General features: G+C 40.6%; 18 protein-coding genes. 7 read left to right on the top strand and 11 right to left on the bottom strand.

Annotated elements, in window-relative coordinates; translation table 11 throughout:
• Positions 1-286 precede the first annotated feature (286 nt).
• Complete coding sequence (locus tag M1F14_RS18185) at positions 287-1,984, top strand: NAD-dependent malic enzyme (RefSeq protein ID WP_048606512.1); 1,698 nt, start codon at positions 287-289, stop codon at positions 1,982-1,984.
• A 154-nt stretch (positions 1,985-2,138) separates the two neighbouring features.
• Positions 2,139-3,026 carry a rhomboid family intramembrane serine protease gene (locus M1F14_RS18190; RefSeq protein WP_042846572.1) on the top strand — a complete coding sequence of 296 codons (888 nt, stop codon included), beginning with the start codon at positions 2,139-2,141 and terminating at the stop codon, positions 3,024-3,026.
• A 17-nt stretch (positions 3,027-3,043) separates the two neighbouring features.
• Here M1F14_RS18190 and M1F14_RS18195 read toward each other — a convergent pair whose 3' ends face one another.
• From M1F14_RS18195 to M1F14_RS18215, 5 genes are all read right to left on the bottom strand, one after another.
• A complete protein-coding gene (locus tag M1F14_RS18195) occupies positions 3,044-3,826 on the bottom strand; it encodes a sulfite exporter TauE/SafE family protein (RefSeq protein WP_042846573.1) in 783 nt (260 codons plus the stop codon).
• Entirely contained in the window at positions 3,826-4,671 is an 846-nt protein-coding gene (locus M1F14_RS18200) for a MurR/RpiR family transcriptional regulator (RefSeq protein WP_042846574.1), read from the bottom strand. Before M1F14_RS18200 ends, M1F14_RS18195 begins: the two co-directional genes overlap by 1 nt.
• Positions 4,672-4,686: 15 nt before the next feature.
• On the bottom strand, positions 4,687-6,048 hold the full coding sequence (locus M1F14_RS18205; RefSeq protein ID WP_042846575.1) for a PTS transporter subunit EIIC: 1,362 nt from the start codon (positions 6,046-6,048) through the stop codon (positions 4,687-4,689).
• Positions 6,049-6,109: 61 nt separating this feature from the next.
• On the bottom strand, positions 6,110-7,027 hold the full coding sequence (gene murQ / locus M1F14_RS18210) for an N-acetylmuramic acid 6-phosphate etherase (RefSeq protein WP_042846576.1): 918 nt from the start codon (positions 7,025-7,027) through the stop codon (positions 6,110-6,112).
• A gap of 176 nt (positions 7,028-7,203) precedes the next feature.
• On the bottom strand, positions 7,204-7,899 hold the full coding sequence (locus M1F14_RS18215; RefSeq protein ID WP_042846577.1) for a carbohydrate-binding family 9-like protein: 696 nt from the start codon (positions 7,897-7,899) through the stop codon (positions 7,204-7,206).
• Between the two features lie 368 nt (positions 7,900-8,267).
• Between M1F14_RS18215 and sanA the strand changes: the two genes are divergently transcribed.
• Positions 8,268-8,972 carry an outer membrane permeability protein SanA gene (gene sanA, locus M1F14_RS18220; RefSeq protein ID WP_042846578.1) on the top strand — a complete coding sequence of 235 codons (705 nt, stop codon included), beginning with the start codon at positions 8,268-8,270 and terminating at the stop codon, positions 8,970-8,972.
• 41 nt (positions 8,973-9,013) lie between these two features.
• Here the strand turns inward: sanA and yeiB are convergent, their stop codons facing one another.
• The 3 genes from yeiB to M1F14_RS18235 all read right to left on the bottom strand — a co-directional run bounded on the left by yeiB (position 9,014) and on the right by M1F14_RS18235 (position 12,112).
• Positions 9,014-10,078 carry a DUF418 domain-containing protein YeiB gene (gene yeiB / locus M1F14_RS18225; protein ID WP_405127778.1) on the bottom strand — a complete coding sequence of 355 codons (1,065 nt, stop codon included), beginning with the start codon at positions 10,076-10,078 and terminating at the stop codon, positions 9,014-9,016.
• Positions 10,079-10,159: 81 nt separating this feature from the next.
• The gene (gene folE / locus M1F14_RS18230; RefSeq protein ID WP_042846580.1) at positions 10,160-10,819 is read right to left on the bottom strand and encodes a GTP cyclohydrolase I FolE; all 660 of its coding nucleotides are present in this window, start codon (positions 10,817-10,819) and stop codon (positions 10,160-10,162) included.
• A 201-nt stretch (positions 10,820-11,020) separates the two neighbouring features.
• Entirely contained in the window at positions 11,021-12,112 is a 1,092-nt protein-coding gene (locus M1F14_RS18235; RefSeq protein ID WP_094301199.1) for a YbfB/YjiJ family MFS transporter, read from the bottom strand.
• 351 nt (positions 12,113-12,463) lie between these two features.
• Here M1F14_RS18235 and moeA point away from each other — a divergent pair, with 351 nt between their 5' ends.
• From moeA to M1F14_RS18250, 3 genes are all read left to right on the top strand, one after another.
• The gene (gene moeA, locus M1F14_RS18240) at positions 12,464-13,705 is read left to right on the top strand and encodes a molybdopterin molybdotransferase MoeA (RefSeq protein WP_042846582.1); all 1,242 of its coding nucleotides are present in this window, start codon (positions 12,464-12,466) and stop codon (positions 13,703-13,705) included.
• A gap of 2 nt (positions 13,706-13,707) precedes the next feature.
• The gene (moeB, locus tag M1F14_RS18245; RefSeq protein ID WP_181469323.1) at positions 13,708-14,463 is read left to right on the top strand and encodes a molybdopterin-synthase adenylyltransferase MoeB; all 756 of its coding nucleotides are present in this window, start codon (positions 13,708-13,710) and stop codon (positions 14,461-14,463) included.
• 186 nt (positions 14,464-14,649) lie between these two features.
• On the top strand, positions 14,650-14,985 hold the full coding sequence (locus M1F14_RS18250; protein ID WP_042846644.1) for a zinc ribbon domain-containing protein YjdM: 336 nt from the start codon (positions 14,650-14,652) through the stop codon (positions 14,983-14,985).
• 110 nt (positions 14,986-15,095) lie between these two features.
• Here the strand turns inward: M1F14_RS18250 and M1F14_RS18255 are convergent, their stop codons facing one another.
• From M1F14_RS18255 to M1F14_RS18265, 3 genes are all read right to left on the bottom strand, one after another.
• The gene (locus M1F14_RS18255) at positions 15,096-16,670 is read right to left on the bottom strand and encodes an ABC-F family ATPase (protein WP_208292030.1); all 1,575 of its coding nucleotides are present in this window, start codon (positions 16,668-16,670) and stop codon (positions 15,096-15,098) included.
• A 274-nt stretch (positions 16,671-16,944) separates the two neighbouring features.
• On the bottom strand, positions 16,945-17,403 hold the full coding sequence (locus M1F14_RS18260; RefSeq protein WP_042846585.1) for a GNAT family N-acetyltransferase: 459 nt from the start codon (positions 17,401-17,403) through the stop codon (positions 16,945-16,947).
• Between the two features lie 33 nt (positions 17,404-17,436).
• Positions 17,437-18,012 carry a TIGR00730 family Rossman fold protein gene (locus M1F14_RS18265; protein ID WP_042846586.1) on the bottom strand — a complete coding sequence of 192 codons (576 nt, stop codon included), beginning with the start codon at positions 18,010-18,012 and terminating at the stop codon, positions 17,437-17,439.
• Positions 18,013-18,322: 310 nt separating this feature from the next.
• Here M1F14_RS18265 and rhtA point away from each other — a divergent pair, with 310 nt between their 5' ends.
• Positions 18,323-19,210 (top strand): threonine/homoserine exporter RhtA, encoded by an 888-nt coding sequence (gene rhtA, locus M1F14_RS18270; RefSeq protein WP_042846587.1) that lies wholly within the window; start codon positions 18,323-18,325, stop codon positions 19,208-19,210.
• Positions 19,211-19,321 lie beyond the last annotated feature (111 nt).

Consider the following 19,321-nt stretch of genomic DNA (forward strand, 5'->3'; position numbering starts at 1 on the left):
AAAAAAACATTAAGAGAATTTATCCATCAGGAAGTTAAACCATTGTTTAAAAAACCGTTGAGATAAAAAGAATTCATTCATACTTGCCTAACCGTGATCTACCCACCGTAATGAGTACACCATTGACAGCTTTCATTCCCTTTCGCGCTTAAACTCCTTATCATATGCACAATATTTTTCAGTAAATTTTTTAACGCTTTTTTATCATTATTTACTGTACATATTTGCTGTTTAGCTTAGGATCTACCCTGACTTTGTTGATTAATCGTCCGAAGAGTGATATTTCATGGAACATGAATACGAAACAAAACGCCCTCTCTATATACCCTACGCTGGCCCAATTTTGCTTGAGTTTCCTTTACTGAATAAAGGAAGTGCGTTCACCGAAGAAGAACGCGCAAGTTTTAACTTACATGGATTACTGCCTGAACAAGTTGAAACCATCGAAGAACAAGTTGAGCGTGCTTACCGCCAATTAATTGATTTTAAATCAGATATTGATAAGCATATCTATTTAAGAAATATTCAAGACACCAACGAAACCTTATTTTATCGCCTTATTGATGCCCACCTTACAGAGGTCATGCCAATCATCTATACCCCTACGGTGGGTGAAGCCTGTGAGCATTTCTCTGATATTTATCGTCGTGCACGCGGTTTATTTATTTCTTATCCGAACCGTGAATACATCGACGACATGCTACAAAATGCCACCAAACAAAACGTAAAAGTCATCGTTGTAACCGATGGTGAACGTATCTTAGGTCTTGGTGACCAAGGTATCGGTGGAATGGGCATCCCAATTGGTAAACTCTCTTTATATACTGCGTGTGGGGGGATCAGCCCAGCTTATACCCTGCCAATCGTTATTGATGTGGGGACCAATAATCCACAACGCCTGAATGACCCCCTGTATATGGGATGGCGTCATCCACGGATCACTGGCGATGAATACAACGAATTCCTCGAAGAATTTGTACAAGCGGTAAAACGCCGCTGGCCAAATGTATTGCTGCAATTTGAAGATTTTGCACAGAAGAATGCAATGCCGTTGTTAAACCGCTACCGTAATGAGCTCTGCTGTTTTAATGATGATATTCAAGGTACTGCATCCGTCGCACTTGGTAGCTTAATTGCAGCTAGCCATGCTGCTGGTAGTAAGTTAAGCGACCAACGCGTCACTTTCTTAGGCGCCGGTTCAGCCGGGTGTGGTATTGCTGAGCAAATCATTGCCCAAATGAAATCTGAGGGTCTGAGTGACGAAGAGGCTCGTTCACGCATATATATGGTTGACCGCTTTGGTCTGTTAACCGATAAACTGCCTAATTTACTCGACTTCCAAGCCAAATTAACCCAAAACAGTGGAAATTTAACTGATTGGGATGTTAACAGTGATTCAATTTCACTGTTAGATGTGGTGCGTAATGCCAAACCAACCATATTAATTGGTGTATCTGGCCAAGCTGGGTTATTCACAGAAGAAATCATTAAAGAGATGCATAAGCACTGTGAACGCCCTATCGTCATGCCATTATCGAACCCAACTTCGCGGGTTGAAGCTCGCCCTGAAGATATTATCAATTGGACGGATGGCAAGGCCTTAGTCGCAACAGGAAGTCCATTTAGCCCAGTGTCTTACAAAGACCAAGTGTTCCCAATTGCACAATGTAACAACTCCTATATCTTCCCAGGTATTGGCCTTGGTGTGATTGCCTCTGGTGCTAAACGTGTTACTGATGGTATGTTAATGGCTGCCAGCCGTGCGTTAGCAAGCTGTTCTCCTCTGGCAAAAGAAGGGAAAGGGGCGTTATTACCTTTGCTTTCTGATATCCAACACGTTTCTCGTATCATTGCTAAACAAGTTGCAAAAGAAGCACAGATTCAAGGTGTTGCTACCGTAACTTCGGATGAAGCACTTGATGAAGCAATTGAACGTAATTTCTGGAAACCGGAGTACCGCACTTATAAACGAACTTCATTTTAATTCGTAATAAGCGTATGAAAGGGGCTCTTAGGCCCCTTTTTTGTTTTTACGATTCCCTAAAAAGCTAAAATCTGTATTCTCAGATAATGATAAATTGCGCTAAACAAATCACTTATTTAAGATAACGTCCATGACTGATTAATAGGATATTTACATGACTGGCGACCTCAATGCAGCAACTGTGCAGAAACCTAAATTTTCCCTATGGGCAATAGCCCTGACGCTCTGTATTGCGGTGCTAAATATTGTTGTTTATTTTTATCAGCTCAATTATGCCGCCCCACTCGATTCCCAAGAAAATAATTTATTGCTATTTGGTGCCAATGTTTACCAACTTTCATTAACTGGGGATTGGTGGCGTTATCCAGTCAGTATGGTATTGCACTCAGGCGGTATGCACCTTGCTTTAAATACGTTGGCCTTGTTTGTTATTGGGATTGAATGCGAACGTAACTATGGGAAATTTAGAATGCTCGCGATATACCTATTTTCAGGTATCGGAGCTGCCTTTTTCAGCGCTTATTGGCAATATCAAGAAGCATTAAAAGAAGTGGCATCTCAAGCCTCATTAAATACATGGAGCAGCCTTTATCTACCCGATAATACCGTTTATATCACTGTTAGTATTGGCGCTTCAGGTGCCATTATGGGGTTAGCCGCAGCCTCAGTTATTTACCTTTTAAAAGCCATCAATAACCCTGCTCTTTCTATAGAACAACGAAACCAGTTAAAGCGCCCGTTATACAATATAATGGCCATGATAGGTCTAACTTTGGTAAATGGTTTGCAATCAGGGATTGATAACGCGGCACATATTGGCGGTGCAGTTCTTGGCGCATTTATTAGTGGGGCTTTTGTACTTGCGCCACAGGCAACCAACCGAGGAAAATTTACATCTAGTATATTAATTACTTTAATTGCGGCTATTTTACTGTTTTTTGCACTTAATCAGTATTCATCATCCGATGATGAAGAACTTAACTATGAGCGTCAATTTATTTATCAAGAAATGGAAAAAGAGCTCAATCAATGGCAAAGCTGAGCCCTAACACGATAAAACTAAAAAGAAAATAAATTCATAGTCATCATCACCGCACTACAGGCAATCAATAACAATGTGACATATTGGAAAGTGCGCTCAGACAAATGAACCAATAAATATTTCGCAAGGGGCATCACCATCAATGCCCCAGCACATAATATCAACGCCAATTTTAAATCGGTATAGCCATCCTGTGCATAAGCCAAAGCTGATGAACCCGATAATAACGTCGTCACAAAAATTGATGTCCCTATTGCCTGTTTAATATTCAGCTGCATATATCGCAATAGCATAGGTAACACAACAACACCACCACCCACCCCCGTTGCACCTAGCACCACGCCGGCTAGAATAGCAGGGAGCGCCATCGCTTTTAGTTGGTTGGTTTCTACCATTTTTTGCTTAATGACTGAAACAAAAAACATTCTCTGAATAAATAAATACAACGAGAAAATAATTGCAGCAGCAACTAAAAGGTTAATCCCCCATTCGACTTGTAGTTGATACCCAGGCAATCCCCCAAGCCAAGTCACTAAAAGGCTTGATAAAAAAGTACTCGGCAACATAATGGCTAAAACAATCATCGCCCCTTTAAAAGGAATATTGCCTAACCGAAAATGCATATAGGAAGAAGAGACTTTCATCAACATCGAAAGAAAATTAGCTGTCGCGACAGCCGCTAATGCGTTAAGCCCAAAAAAATAGGTTAATATGGGCAGAACAATCACTCCACCACCAACCCCCGTTGTGCTGATAATCAGCCCAATTAGAGCACCTATTGCTAACTCTGTTACAATCATTAACTCTTGCCTTGTATCAGTGCTTGTCGCCCTTTTTGTAATGCTAAGTCTGCATCACTATCCACTAACGTAAGATATTTAAAAAACAACGTATCAAAGATGATCATCTGTAACACTTGGGGGGTAATTATCCCTAACTGTGTATGCTGTTCATCATAAAAATAAGGTAAACTGAAATCAGCTAATTTCACCGCTTCATCTTGCCCGAAACGAGTCAAAGCAACCGTCGGGCAGCCTGTCTCTTTCGCAGCTCGCAACATCTGGTTGATTTCTTGAGTATTCCCACGAGCAGTCACTGCAATAGCTAAATCATCTTGGTTTAAATTAGCAGAATAACTTAACTGAACATGTAAGTCGTAGCTGAATAATGCATGCTTGTTGATACGAATAAGTTTATGGTAAATATCACTGGCAACAATTGCTGATGACCCCACACCAAACAATACAATCCGCTTCGCATTATTCATTTTTTGGGCAACGTCATCGATAACTGACGGTTCTAGTAAATCCAATGACTTTTCAATTGCCGAAATAAACATTTGCCCTGTTTTAGCGATTATCTGCTCCGTTCCATCATTACGGCTCAGATTACCGTATAAGCTTTCCGCTTTATGTTGTTTTTCATCAGACAAATAATCAACTTTAAATTCAGGATAGCCACGGTAACCCATCTGGCGTGAAAAGCGGATAACAGACGCACTACTGACCCCAGCAGCTTGTGCTAATTCTGCGGCATTCATCGCAATCATACTGTCACGATTATCCAACAAAAATGTGGCAATTCGCTGCTCAGTGCCTTTACCTCTAGTTTGTAAGCTTTCCAGTTTTACCGTCAGTGTCGACATGGCTATTCCTTCTAGTTATTTTTCTGGATCAGTGAAGCCTATTATCATACTGGCAATGAACCCGACAATCCATGCGCCTGCAACTGCAATTAGAAAGTCCAGTATTTGCCCATCTCCTACTAATGGGATTAATGATAACCCAGCGGTGCCAAATGGGATGATAATACCAACATGGAAAAAGGCCATTAATGCACCACCAGCAGCACCACCAATACAGCCAGCTATGAAGGGCTTACCTAGCGGTAATGACACACCAAATAACAATGGTTCACCTACCCCAAAAATACCGACCGGCAATGCCCCGACTAGCGTTTTTTTCAACCGTTGATTTTTAGTTTTTAAATACACCCAGAAACAAGAACCTACCTGCCCCATACCGCCCATTGCTAAGATTGGGAATAAATAATTCAGACCAAAGGTTTGTAAAATTTCCGCATGGATAGGTATCAACCCTTGGTGCAGACCCGTTAACAGTAAAAATAAGAAACTACCGCCTAAGACCCCACCTGTCGCTACAGCACCACCACCACTATCCAGTAATGCAACAGAAACACCTTGCGCCAAGATTTGATTCAAATAATGGCCAGCAGGTTGGAATACGATAATGGCAACCATTGCTGATACTAAGATCGTGACAAATGGCGTGACTATCAAATCAAGGCTTTCTTTGATAATACTTCGAAACCACACTTCAAATTTTGACGAAAAAACAACGACCATCAAGACGGCGAATATCCCACCACTATTTGGTACCAGTTTGGAGCCAAATAAAGTAATATCAGCCAATCCCGGCATGGAGAGCAAGCCCGCCATAACCGCACCAATTGAGGTCGATGCGCCGAGTTCCTTTGCCGTATTTACCCCAATCATAATTGATAGATAAACAAATACTGAACTGCCGATTAATTTCAATAATTTGAATAGCTCTGGAAATTGTTCTACAACCCCTGGTGCAACCAAACGAACAATATTGATAAGCCCCATAATAAGGCCGCAACCAATCAGAGCTGGAATAGTAGGAACAAATATAGCAGCCAAAGTGTTTAAAGTACGACGAATAGAAAACGCTTTTTTCTCTACAGGAGCTTGCTCGGCTGTGGTGGCTGATGCACTACCCTGCATTCGCTTATTCATTACTGAAAAAACTTTTGCTGCGGTGCCCATACCAACAATCACCTGCTGTTGCTCACCATTAAAAATAACACCTTTCACACCATCAATTTGCTTCAACGCATCAGCATCAAACTTGCTATTGTCCTTTAACACTAAACGGATACGAGTCATACAGTGAGTTAAAGTTGCCACGTTCTCAAAGCCGCCCGCATATTTTTCTATTTCTCTGGCGAGTACTTCCAGATGTTCTATCTTATTAGCCATATTATTCCCCTGATGTTGGCTGAGCCAATAGCTTGGCTCTCCATCATGCTATACCGGTTTATTAACGGTGAGTTTCTAACATTTTATCCAGTGTTGTATTTGGATGCTGCTGAACTATATCCGTTGCTTGCTGTGCACTAATTTGTAATTCATACATTAAAATTGCGCGTCGTGGGTGGTAATCCACTTGCACTAATAACTCTGCGGCTATTTGTGTATCAATACCGCAAACTTCACTGACAATTCGTTCTGCACGGCGTAATAATTTAATATTACTGGCAACGACATCAATCATTAAGTTAGTGTGGATACGGCCGAGGCGGCCCATAACACATGTACTTAACATACCTAAAATCATTTTTTGGGCGGTACCACTCTTCATGCGCGTTGAGCCTGATAGCACTTCAGGCCCTACATCTGGCGCAATCGCTATTTTTGCAATATGACTTAAGAGCCCGCGGCCCCGGGTCGTGATAGCAACGGTTAACGCACCAAGCCCATTGGCATAGTCAATCCCTGCTAAAGTAAATGGAGTTCGCCCACTTGCAGCGATACCCACAACAACGTCTTTTCCACAAAGCTGGCGCTTTTTCAATTCTTCTATTGCTGCTTCAGGTGAATCTTCAATATTTTCAACTGCCTTTAGCATCGCATCTTGACCACCAGCAATAATTGATTGCACTAATTCTGGTGAGGTACCAAAAGTTGGAGGGCACTCCGCGCTATCTAAGACTGCAAGCCTTCCACTAGTCCCCGCACCGATATAAAACAAACGACCGCCTTGTTTTAAGCACTCAGCAATAGCATCAACCGCCTCTGCAATCGCGGGTAAAACGGTCTGAATAGCCCCTGCAACGGTGCTATCCGCTTGGTTAATGAGTGTAACCATCGATAATGTCTCCAAACGTGAAAACTGTAAGGTTTCCTGATTGAATTCATTTTGTAGACAGTCACTCAGAGTACTTTCGGCTAGAGACATTAAAACACTCCTCATTGTATTTGAAATTTAATTTCAATAAAAATTACTATATATGAATATTTATTTCAATTTAAATTGCAATAATAAAATCAACTAAAGTGATGATTATGATCTTTCTCACAGTTCATTCATGTTCTAAGGGAAAAAGCGGCAGTGAAATACTGCCGCTCATAGCGTTATTTTACAAATTTACAGGAGCCAAAAGCAGAAGGTATATGAAAATCAGGTTTTACAGAATCAGGTTTGATCCAGCTAATCCACTTACGGACTTGCTTAGGCTCACCAGCACTAAACTCCCCGCGTAAGATAGCGCACATTAGGGTTTTCTTATCTTTGTCTTGCCATAAATTAAGCTTGCTGAACTCATCAAGGTCAATCTTGCCTGTTAATATATAGCCGTTTGGTGTTATTTCACCCACGGTTTGCAGCGTTTCCCAATTCCAACTAGGGTCGACCTCCCGATAAAAATTAGCCTTCGCGTCAAAAGTACGCCCTTTAGGGTCCATTTCAGCAGTATAATAAGGCTTTAGTTCAGGGCTGGTAGCAAAAAATAGCTCTACACGATCAGAATCTAATACTGCTTGGTCTTTATCAGGGTCATCCCCCAGCTGTATGTCTTTATCTTCGGCAATAAAACGAAAATATAATGCGTCATCACTCCAAAGTGCACGAAAATCTGTTTTCGGAGCGGCTTCTTTTTCCCATGGATAAGTAAAGTCCGTCAATACCTCTGCCTGTTCCCAGATTTCAGCACTTTTAGTCGCATCATTCAGTGATTTCAACTGTTCTGTATGGTTAATTTGGTAATCTTTTGCTGCTACGCTTGAAGTAATCAGTACCGCACTTGCCGCGATTAATGTCGTTAGTTTCATGCTTTTCACCTATCAGGTTACTGTGTTTATTATCAAAGATAGACTACATTTAAAGAAATTTAATTTCACAACAAAATATAAATATAGAATTAAAATTTCATAACAGATAGCCTTATGACATAAAAACTACCGAGATGTGAAACTGCTCACTGTTTATAATGGCAAACTTTCAATTTTTTCATCCAATCGCTGATGTTTTTTCACACAACAATGCGCTTTAATATTCGTCAACCTTATACAAAGGGCTAACATTGACACGACTTTACGTTACGTGACTTGCGCCACTTATTTAACTCAAGTAGCCTAGAAGCTCTGGTCAATTAAGGCTAGCAATCTCATTTATGATTTTTTATTTTCAAGGCTAGGACATGAGGAAACGTCTGATTATTGGTCTTTTTATTCTTGCAGGGATAGCAATAACGACCATTATTTTGCTTGATCGCTGGATAAGCTGGGATACCGCTCCCTATATCTATGAAGATATAGAAAAATTGCCTGCACGCGATGTTGGCATGGTGCTTGGTACATCAAAATATTACACATCCGGTGTGACTAACCTCTACTATTCCTATCGCATTAAAGGTGCAGCAGAAGCTTACCGTAGTGGCAAAGTAAAGTATTTGCTCTTAAGTGGTGATAATGGTGCACATAATTACAATGAACCCATCAATATGCGCAAAGACCTTATTAAAGAAGGTGTTCCCGCGTCAAAGATTGTTCTTGATTTTGCAGGTTTTAGGACTCTGGATTCTGTAGTTCGTACTAAGAAGGTTTTTGATACCGATAATTTTACTATCATTACCCAACGTTTCCATTGTGAGCGAGCGGTCTTTATAGCAAAACATAAAGGTATTGATGCGCAATGTTTAGCGGTCCCCACCCCCGAAGGAATGTATAGAGTCAGGGCTCGGGAAGTGTTCGCACGGCTCGGTGCATTAGCTGATTTATATATTTTAAAGCGCGAACCAAAGTTCTTAGGGGAGCAAGAATCTATACCTGCTCCAATAAAAATGCCGGATGGTATTAAAGGCTACCCAGCGGTTTCACCCGAAGAAATAAATAAATTAAACTAACTGACCTAAGTGAATAAGCCATCATTAAAGCCGATAACCGCTTAACGATACAACTTTTCAGTTAACGTACGCCAGCACCATTCAAGTGGCCCTTGGCGAAATACTCGCAACCAATAATGAGAAAATAATAGGTTTATAGCCCAAATTATTGGAATAAAAAGCAGTAATTCAACACGGCTGAATACCCCAAAATACCCTAGGTGATAAAATATTGTCGTACAAATCAGGGTTTGTAAAATATAGTTACTTAATGCCATTCGCCCCACATTCTGTAGGTAATCAACCAATTTACTAGACTGGATTTTACCCCAAAAGCCATATACTAATGCGATATAACCCAATGATTGAAAAGGGGTAACTAACTCATTAATAATGTACCCTACAATTGAAGTAGCAAAATAGCTCCAATTTAATTGGCTTTGTGCATATAACGCGATAATTTGCACCACCAGCGCAGGAACAATAAATAATTTAGCTATTTTCCGGTAATGTTGTGGACTAAATTGCCCTTTAAGCCAACCATTTTTAATTAATAACGCCCCAATGACCATTAGCGCTAATAATTGCCAGCCATATTGGATGACCAGCATTTCTACCATGATAAACATTTCTGTTGTGCGGTAAATAACCCCTTCGATTCCTCCCGCAATTCTTACCATTTGCTCATCAGCTACCTGTTGCGCTGAAATTTGCCAAAAATGGCTCGGGTCAACGCCACTACCTAAAATAAATAATATAATCAAACCAACTAAATAAATGGTAACAGCGAGGTTTAACAATACTCGGTCACTATAATAATTAATTAGATACACAGCGACTAACCCTGTCAATGCATAAGCAAGAAGAATGTCTCCATCCCAAAAAAGCACACCATGAATAACTCCAAAGATAGCTAAGATAAAAAGCCGGCAATGATTCCATCTCAATGTTCGCGACTGTAATAATGCTAAAGTCGCCCCAAATAAAATAGAAAAAATGGCCAAAACCTTGCCTTGAAACAGCACATTGAAAACAACCCAGATATAGGCTTCTGAAGGAGAGGTCGTTGACGTGTAATAGGGGTTTAAATAAGCTGCTTGTGGCAAAGCAAACCCAAAGATATTCAAAAGAAAAATACCTAGAATTGCCATGCCACGAACAGTGTCAAGCTGCGCTATACGCCTTGACGATGCCGCTGTTACCATAACTTATAAGTGGCGAACAGCACGTAGAAACTCTTGCCTTGTGTTTTGGCTCGACTTAAATAACCCACCTAACGATGTCGTCGTTGTCGCGCTGGTGGCGTCGCGTATACCACGTGCTTTAACACAATAATGCACGGCATCAATGGAAACAGCAACGTTCGTCGTTCCCAACAACGTTTGTAAGGCGACTAAAATTTGCTGAGTTAAACGCTCTTGAACTTGCGGGCGCTGAGAGAAAAACTGCACAATACGATTAATTTTTGATAAACCAATGACTTTATCTTTTGGAATATAAGCAACCGTCGCTTTACCATCAATGGTCACAAAGTGGTGCTCACAAGTACTGGTTAATGTGATATCCCGTACCGTTACCATCTCATCGACTTTCATTTTATTTTCAATCAATGTGATTTTTGGGAAATTAGTATAATCTAAACCTGAAAAAATCTCATCGACGTACATTTTTGCAATACGACGAGGGGTGTCAGCTAAGCTATCATCAGATAAATCCAGATTCAGTAGCTTCATGATCTCTGTCATATGCCCTTCAATCAGTTGCTTACGCTCTTCGCCTGATTTCGGCTGGATACGCAAAGGCGTTTCTAAGCCTCTAGCTTCCAAAGCTGCATGAACTAATTCGGCCTCTTTACTCAGAGATGGCATGGGTTCCTCCACAAATGGTGTAACTATTATTATAAAAATGCAGGTGTGCGCTTTACTCTAAAACAGCAGGTACAGATAATCCAGTATAACCTCAACTGCGGGAGTGAAATATTTGCATGTCCATAGGCAACTTTCTTCACCATAGTAATCCTATGATTTAAAATCACTATCACATATATAATATGCTGAACTAAATATTTATTAACGAAGCTCACGTTTAGGGTAACGATAAACCAATAATCCGCCTACTACCAAGGCGATAAGTGCGATATATAGCGCGGGTTCCAATCGCCCTGTTAAAGACGTGGATATAAATGATAGCGTTGGCCCTATTAATTGCCCAATAGCATAAAATGTTGTCAATAACCCTGCCATAAAACGGTTATGATCAGGTGCAAGTTCACGCCCTAATTGAAGCGCTAACTGCACCGTACACATAAAACCTGAACCGACCAATACCGCAGAAAATGCTAAACCTGAAATGTCGGGAACCACTTCCGCAATCAAAATACCGAGCCCTTGTAACCACAAGCTAATCGCTAAACGATTACGGGTTGTTGACAAATTTCGTAGTAGCATGGCTAATACAATCCCAACAACCGCTGATGCCCCAAAAATAGGCCAAACAAACTGAGCAAATAAGCTATCCGGGAAACGCTGTGCTGCCATTTGCGATAAAAATGTAGCAGGTAAAATATAACCAAAACCAGCCAACCCATAACACCAAACCAAACGTTTAATTTCTGGGGTTAGTATTAATTTTTTTATTTCACCAGAAGGCCTTTCCCACTGCCCTTTGCGGGGTAAATATCGGCTAATATATAAGCTTAAGATCAGCGCTAGTACCCCATAAATAATCCAAGCTTGGCTAGCCGTTAAATGCCAACTTTGGATAGCAACAGCCAGCACACCACTAATAAAAATCCCAGCACCTGTGCCCGCAAAAACAGCAACACTGAGTGCTGGCCTATTTAACCGAGCAAGGGTTTCATTCGCCCATGCTGCGACAAGAACTAATGCTATTCCACTCGCCCAACCAATCACAAAGCGGGCAACGCTGTGTAAAATAGGCCCATTTAACAACGCGCTAAGCAGAGTTATCACTACCGCGCCCCAAACACCTAACCACATGCGCTTTTCAACGTGTGAGCGTGCTCTCATCGCATCAAATGAGCCAAGTAAATAACCAAGATAATTACAAGCAGCAACAACACTGGCAGTCGATAGTGTTAACTGATGTTCTTTGATCATTAAAGGCACTTGAGGGGTTAATGTAAATCGCCCTATCCCCATCACCACGATTAAGGAGAGAAACCCCGTAAATGCGATATGAAAAGCCTTTGCGCTATGGCTTGGAGAAAAAGTTATTGGTTTTATTGACACTATATTCACTCATATTAAGCCTGAATATTATTGTTATATAGAATAATTCAATTTCTAACTTTTAACATTATTTCAACAAATCAAGTATGCTTTTCGTGCAGTTTATTATCGCTTAATTCATTGCTCACTAATATAAATCTGACTAAAAGCTATTTGTAATCAATTTCTATTCATTCACCCAATCAGGTATTTCTGCCATAATATGCATTACCAACACATTTTTAGCCTCAAGGCATATAACAATAATGAGGGTTATTATTTATGGATCAGTGTCATACTAACGATTTGATTTCTCTAGAGCTTGCATTAGAAAAGCTACTCTCTAACACTAAAACCGTGACAGGCACAGAGATCATTCCACTGACCAGCTCAGCTCAACGTATTATCGCCACTGACCTGATTTCCCCGATTAATGTTCCACCATTTGATAATTCTGCGATGGATGGATATGGTTTATGTTTTGCTGATTGGGATGGCAAAACCCCATTGCCAGTTGCCGGTAAATCTTTTGCAGGTAAACCGATGGAGGGGGAGCTTAAAGCAGGTTGCTGTATCCGTATTATGACCGGAGCTCCAATTCCCCAAGGCGTTGATACCGTAGTTATGCAAGAATCAACAGAGCAAACTGAGCAGGGTATTATATTCACACAGCCAATTAAAAAAGGCAGTAATATTCGTAAAGCGGGGGAAGATATTGCCCAAGGTAGCGCAGTGTTCCCTGCGGGCACATTACTGACAACAGCGCAATTACCCCTTATTGCGTCATTAGGCATTTCTGATGTGACCGTCTATCGCCGTTTAAAAGTTGCCGTTTTCTCCACCGGAGACGAGTTACAGGCTGTTGGCCAACCATTAGCTGACGGGCAAATTTATGACACTAACCGTTTTACCGTTCGCCTGATGCTCGAAAAACTCAACTGTGAAATATTAGATTTTGGCGTGATCCCCGACTCCCCAGAGAAACTAAAACAGACTTTTATCGAAGCCGACCAACAAGCAGATTTAGTGATCAGTAGCGGTGGTGTTTCTGTGGGGGAAGCTGACTATACCAAACAAATTTTAGATGAGCTTGGTTCGATTGGCTTTTGGAAGTTGGCAATAAAACCGGGGAAACCTTTTGCTTTTGGCAAACTCAGCTCTTCATGGTTTTGCGGTCTACCAGGAAACCCTGTTTCTGCTGCATTAACCTTTTATCAGTTGGTACAACCGCTGATCGCCCGCCTCTCAGGGCACAGCCAATGGTGTACACCGCTGCGTTTTAAAGTACCAGTCACTACACCACTGAAAAAGACACCGGGCCGCCTTGATTTCCAACGTGGTATTTTAACGGCCGACGAACAAGGGCAATTACACGTCGCCACTACTGGCCACCAAGGGTCGCATGTATTTAGCTCATTTAGCTTAGCGAACTGTTTTATCGTATTAGAAAGAGAACGCGGTCGAGTTGAAGCGGGAGAAATGGTCGAAGTTGAAATGTTTAACTACTTATTGAAAAGCGAATAATTATCGTGCTAGAACTCAGTGATGACGAAATGCTGCGTTACAACCGCCAAATTATCTTACGCGGGTTTGATTTTGACGGGCAAGAAAAGCTCAAATCCAGTCATGCGCTCGTTATCGGTCTAGGTGGCTTAGGTTGCGCAGCGACCCAATACCTTGCGGCAGCTGGAGTCGGTCACTTAACCTTGGTTGATTTTGATACGGTGTCATTATCAAACTTGCAAAGGCAAATTTTGCACCGCGATGCAACTATTGGTGAGCCTAAAGTTAATTCAGCTAAATCGCAGCTTAGTGCTATCAATCCGCATATTCGTATTGACACAGTTAATATGCAATTAGATGACCAACAGCTTGATGAATTAATTAAACGCCATGATGTGGTCTTAGACTGCACCGACAATGTAGCCATTCGTGAGCAGTTAAATCGTTTATGTTTACCTCATAAAAAACCATTTATTTCCGGTGCAGCTATTCGCATGGAAGGTCAATTGTCCGTTTTTACTTATCAAGATGATACCCCATGCTATCGCTGCTTAAGCCGGTTATTTGGAGAAAATAGTTTAACTTGTGTCGAGGCTGGTGTGATGTCGCCTTTAGTTGGCACTATTGGTACCTTGGAAGCGATGGAAACGATTAAATTACTGGCTAACTATGGCCAAGTAAATTCGGGGAAAGTGTTGCTATTTGATGCTATGACTATGGATTTTCGCCAATTTAAGCTAACTAAAGACCCACATTGCGAAGTATGCGGTCAACACTAATAATCAAACCAAGTTCAATTAGGCGGGAAGTTTCTCGCCTTTCCATTACACTTGCAGTAAATTAAGAATAATCTGAAAAAATATTTTTTTTGCCCTTTCACCTTATACTATCCCTCTTTTGTGGCATTTACGGCTAGCGCTGTTACCACAGTTTATTATTTTGATAACGTTACTGAGAGTATGAATATGCAATTCCCTCCTTGCCCTAAATGTCAGTCTGAATACACCTATACTGATAATGATATGTATATCTGCCCTGAGTGTGCGCATGAATGGAATGATGCCGAGCCTGAAGCTGATATTGATGAGCTCATTGTAAAAGATGCCAATGGCAACCTATTAGCTGATGGCGATACTGTCACTGTAGTTAAAGACCTTAAAGTCAAAGGCAGTTCTTCAATGCTGAAAATCGGTACCCGTGTGAAAGGGATCCGTTTAGTCGAAGGTGACCATAATATTGATTGTAAGATTGACGGTTTTGGCCAAATGAAGCTGAAATCTGAATTTGTTAAGAAGAACTAAGTAAGCATTAGCTTTCTTTAAATAAAAAGCCCCCCAAATGGATTGTCCAATAATTGGGGGGCTTTTTAGTGACTGAGCATACTCAATCGATACTAAAAGTTAAAATATGATTAGAGCACTACGCCTTGGCTAGTTAGATACTCATCATAACTTCCTTTGAAATCAATAACTTTATCTTCTTTGATTTCTAAAATGCGACTTGCTAGTGAACTTACAAATTCACGGTCATGGGAAACAAATATTAGCGTCCCCTTATACATTTCAAGGGCTAAGTTTAATGACTCAATAGATTCCATATCCAAGTGGTTAGTAGGTTCATCCATAATTAACACATTCGGCTGTTGCATCATCAACTTACCAAACAGCATACGGCCTTGTTCACCACCCGATAATACTTTTACTTTTTTCTTAATATCATCTTGAGAGAACAACAAGCGACCTAAAATACTGCGTACCGCTTGCTCATCATCACCTTCATTTTTCCACTGGCTCATCCAGTCAAAAACAGTTAGGTCTGTTTCAAAATCTTCGGCATGGTCTTGTGCATAATAGCCTATCTTACTGTTTTCAGACCATTTAACCACACCACTGGTGGCTGGTTGTTCGCCCATCAGTGTTTTTAAGAAAGTCGTCTTACCAATACCATTGGCACCGATCACGGCCATTTTCTCGCCCACTTCCAACAGTAAATTGACATTTTTGAATAGTGGACCTTGGTCATAACCATTTGTTACTGCTTCTAATTCAAGCGCATTACGGAATAGTTTTTTCTCTTGCTCAAAACGAATGAATGGGTTTTGACGGCTAGAAGCTTTAACTTCATCAAGCTGAATTTTGTCAATTTGACGAGCCCGTGAAGTTGCTTGCTTCGATTTAGAAGCATTTGCACTAAAACGGCTCACAAAAGATTGTAGTTCAGCAATTTGCGCTTTTTTCTTCGCGTTATCAGAAAGTAAGCGTTCGCGAGCCTGTGTCGCAGCAATCATATATTCATCATAATTACCGGTAAATAAACGCAATTCACCGTAATCTAAGTCCGCCATGTGTGTGCACACCGTATTTAAAAAGTGCCTATCATGGGAAATAATGATCATTGTGCAATTGCGGTCATTCAATACTTGCTCTAACCAACGGATAGTATCGATATCCAAGTTATTCGTCGGCTCATCAAGCAATAAAATATCTGGGTCAGAGAATAATGCTTGCGCCAAAAGTACCCGCAATTTCCAACCTGGAGCAACCTCGCTCATTGGCCCATAATGCTGCTCAACAGGAATACCCACACCGAGTAATAATTCGCCAGCTCGAGCTTCCGCACTGTAGCCATCCATTTCACCGTAAGCGACTTCTAAGTCAGCAACTCGATAACCATCTTCTTCGCTCATTTCAGGAAGTGCATAGATTCTGTCGCGTTCTTGCTTCACATTCCACAGTTCGATATGACCCATAATTACTGTATCTAGCACAGTGTATTCTTCGAATGCGAACTGATCTTGGCGAAGTTTACCAATACGTTCATTTGGATCTGTCGTACTCACATTTCCTGAAGTTGGCGTTAAGTCACCACCTAAGATCTTCATAAATGTCGATTTACCTGCGCCATTTGCGCCGATCAAACCATAACGGTTACCAGTTCCAAATTTAACTGAAATATTTTCAAACAGCGGCTTACTGCCAAACTGCATAGTGATATTGTTCGTTGTTAACACTGCTATGCCTTAAATTAAACGGTGTAAAATAACCTGCGATGAATAAGTTTATATGACAACAGCGTAAGCGAACGGAAATCCCCCAAAATGGGTATTTGGATAACAAAATAAATTTCACACGCCAGTCATTTGAGTACATAGATTACAGCAGGTATAAATAGCGGCGCATTATGCCATATTACGCCGCTTAGATCTTGTGCTGTTTTTAGCGGATTAATAACACAGAAGGAAAAGTTGATTTAACACCAAACTAAAGTTTAATCCCCATTGTCCGGCTGATCTCGGTTAATCCTTCTCGTTCATAAAACTTAATGGCTTGGCGATTTTGTGCCAGCACTGAGAGTTCTAGGTGGCTAAATTGTTTGCTCTTCGCCCACGATTTCATGCCATTTAACAATTCTTGACCTGCTTTTTTACCACGAAAATTCGGGGCAACTACCAAATCAAAGATATAACCAAAGTTTCTAGGGACGATGCAATTATAAGGATCGGCAGATTGTTGTTGAGCAATACAAAACCCTTTAATTTCACCTTCAAATTCAGCTACTAACAGATGAAATTTATCATCAGTTATTGCATTCTCAATAAACTCAAGAGCTTGCTGAGCTGGCTTAATCCGTTCAGGGTCAAATGCAGCCATTTCCGCAAATAAAATTTGATAAAGTGATGAAATAGCCCCTACATCGCTTTTTATCGCTAGTCTTATCATCGTTCTTTCCGTTTATTGCATTAAGAAGAGACGTTAGTCGTAAGTTTTAACTGGCGGCGCAATATATGATTCAAAACTATTTAGTATCCTCTCTGGGGAATCATCAACTATTGCCATATGACGATATTTTTCATGTAAAAAACCTTCATCTGCCATCTTATTAGTCATATCAACTAATGGCTGCCAATAATTATTGATATTAAACAGAGCACAAGGCTTAGTATGTAAGCCAATTTGGCTCCATGTGAAGACTTCTGCGTATTCTTCCAAAGTGCCATAGCCCCCCGGTAAAGCAACAAATGCATCCGCAAGCTCAATCATTTTATTTTTTCGTTGATGCATAGTGTCTACTTTATACAGCTGCGTTAAATTTTTATGCGAAATTTCCCGCTCTTCTAATAACGATGGGATCACCCCAACAACATTCCCCCCTAAAGCAAGGATGGTATCAGCAATGGTTCCCATAATTCCTACGCTCGCCCCACCATAAACTAACGTGATATCACGTTTAACCATCTCTTTAGCAAACTCTATCGCTTTTTGCTGATAGATTTCATGTTTTCCCATGCTTGAACCACAATAGACGGCAACGCTTTTAATTTTTCCCATTTGACCCTCATTTCCCTTTTGATTATGACTTTTTTAGAAAAGAGGATTATACGAGCCTAATATAGAAGCTCAACCCTACATTATTTGTCATAATGAAATTATTATAAATTTTTGCTTATAGCATTACTCTTAATCTAAACTTAGCTATAAAGCACTTTATCCCCTAGGGTAGAAGGTTATTGGCAATAAAGAAATATAAAGCCTCTTGTTTTTATGAGATAATCATTAAGAAATTATTTTTCATAACCAAATACTTATTTTCTAAATATTTATTACCAACTCAGTTACGTTTTCCGAGGTTTACTTATTTATGTCTGCCGACACAAAAAAGAGCGCTCTGCCGCTATTGCCTATAGGGTTATTACTGCTTGCAATGGCCTCTATTCAAAGCGGTGCATCTTTAGCTAAAACTTTATTTCCTGTTATCGGCGCTCCCGGTGTTACTGGTTTACGTTTATTGCTGGCTACAATTATACTCTTTATTATTTTCAAGCCTTGGCGCTTAAAATTCAGAAGAAGCTCACTCGTCCCATTGCTCACATATGGTTTATCCTTAGGTACGATGAACTACCTATTTTATCTGTCACTAGAGCGGATTCCATTAGGGATAGCAGTTGCATTAGAATTCACAGGGCCTTTAGCGGTCGCGATGTTTTCATCTCGCCGACCTATCGATTTCCTTTGGATAGCTCTTGTTATAACTGGGTTATTATTCTTACTGCCTATTGGCGATAATATTAATTCCATTGACCCACTAGGTGCTATTTATGCACTAGGAGCTGGTGTTTGTTGGGGGATTTATATTATTTTTGGTCAGCGAGCAGGAGCCGGCTATGGCGCAGCAACTGTAGCTATCGGTTCATTTATCTCGGCCATGATCTTCTTCCCGATAGGTTTAATGCAAACAGGGTTTGAAGTCATGTTTGACCCTTCTATTTTGCCTCTTGCATTAGCGGTAGCCATTTTATCGACCGCATTTCCTTATACATTGGAAATGATTGCACTCACACGCTTACCAGCTCGTACATTTGGTACGCTAATGAGCCTTGAACCTTGTATGGGGGCATTTTTAGGTATTGTTTTCTTACAAGAACACTTAACAATGACTCAATGGCTAGCTTTATTGTGTATCGTTTGCGCTTCGATAGGCTCTACCTCGACCGCTACGCCTAAATCAAAAATTGAGAAAGTTTCTTAGTCTATTGTAAAATAGGCTAATTAGTACATTAGGTTAATAAATACTGTCTTTCCTGTGTTTATTAACCTATTTTGATGTAAAGATTTATTCATCTGTTTGAAATAATCATTT

This window comes from Providencia sp. PROV003 (assembly GCF_045040775.1).
In the GTDB taxonomy this organism is placed as follows: domain Bacteria; phylum Pseudomonadota; class Gammaproteobacteria; order Enterobacterales; family Enterobacteriaceae; genus Providencia; species Providencia huashanensis.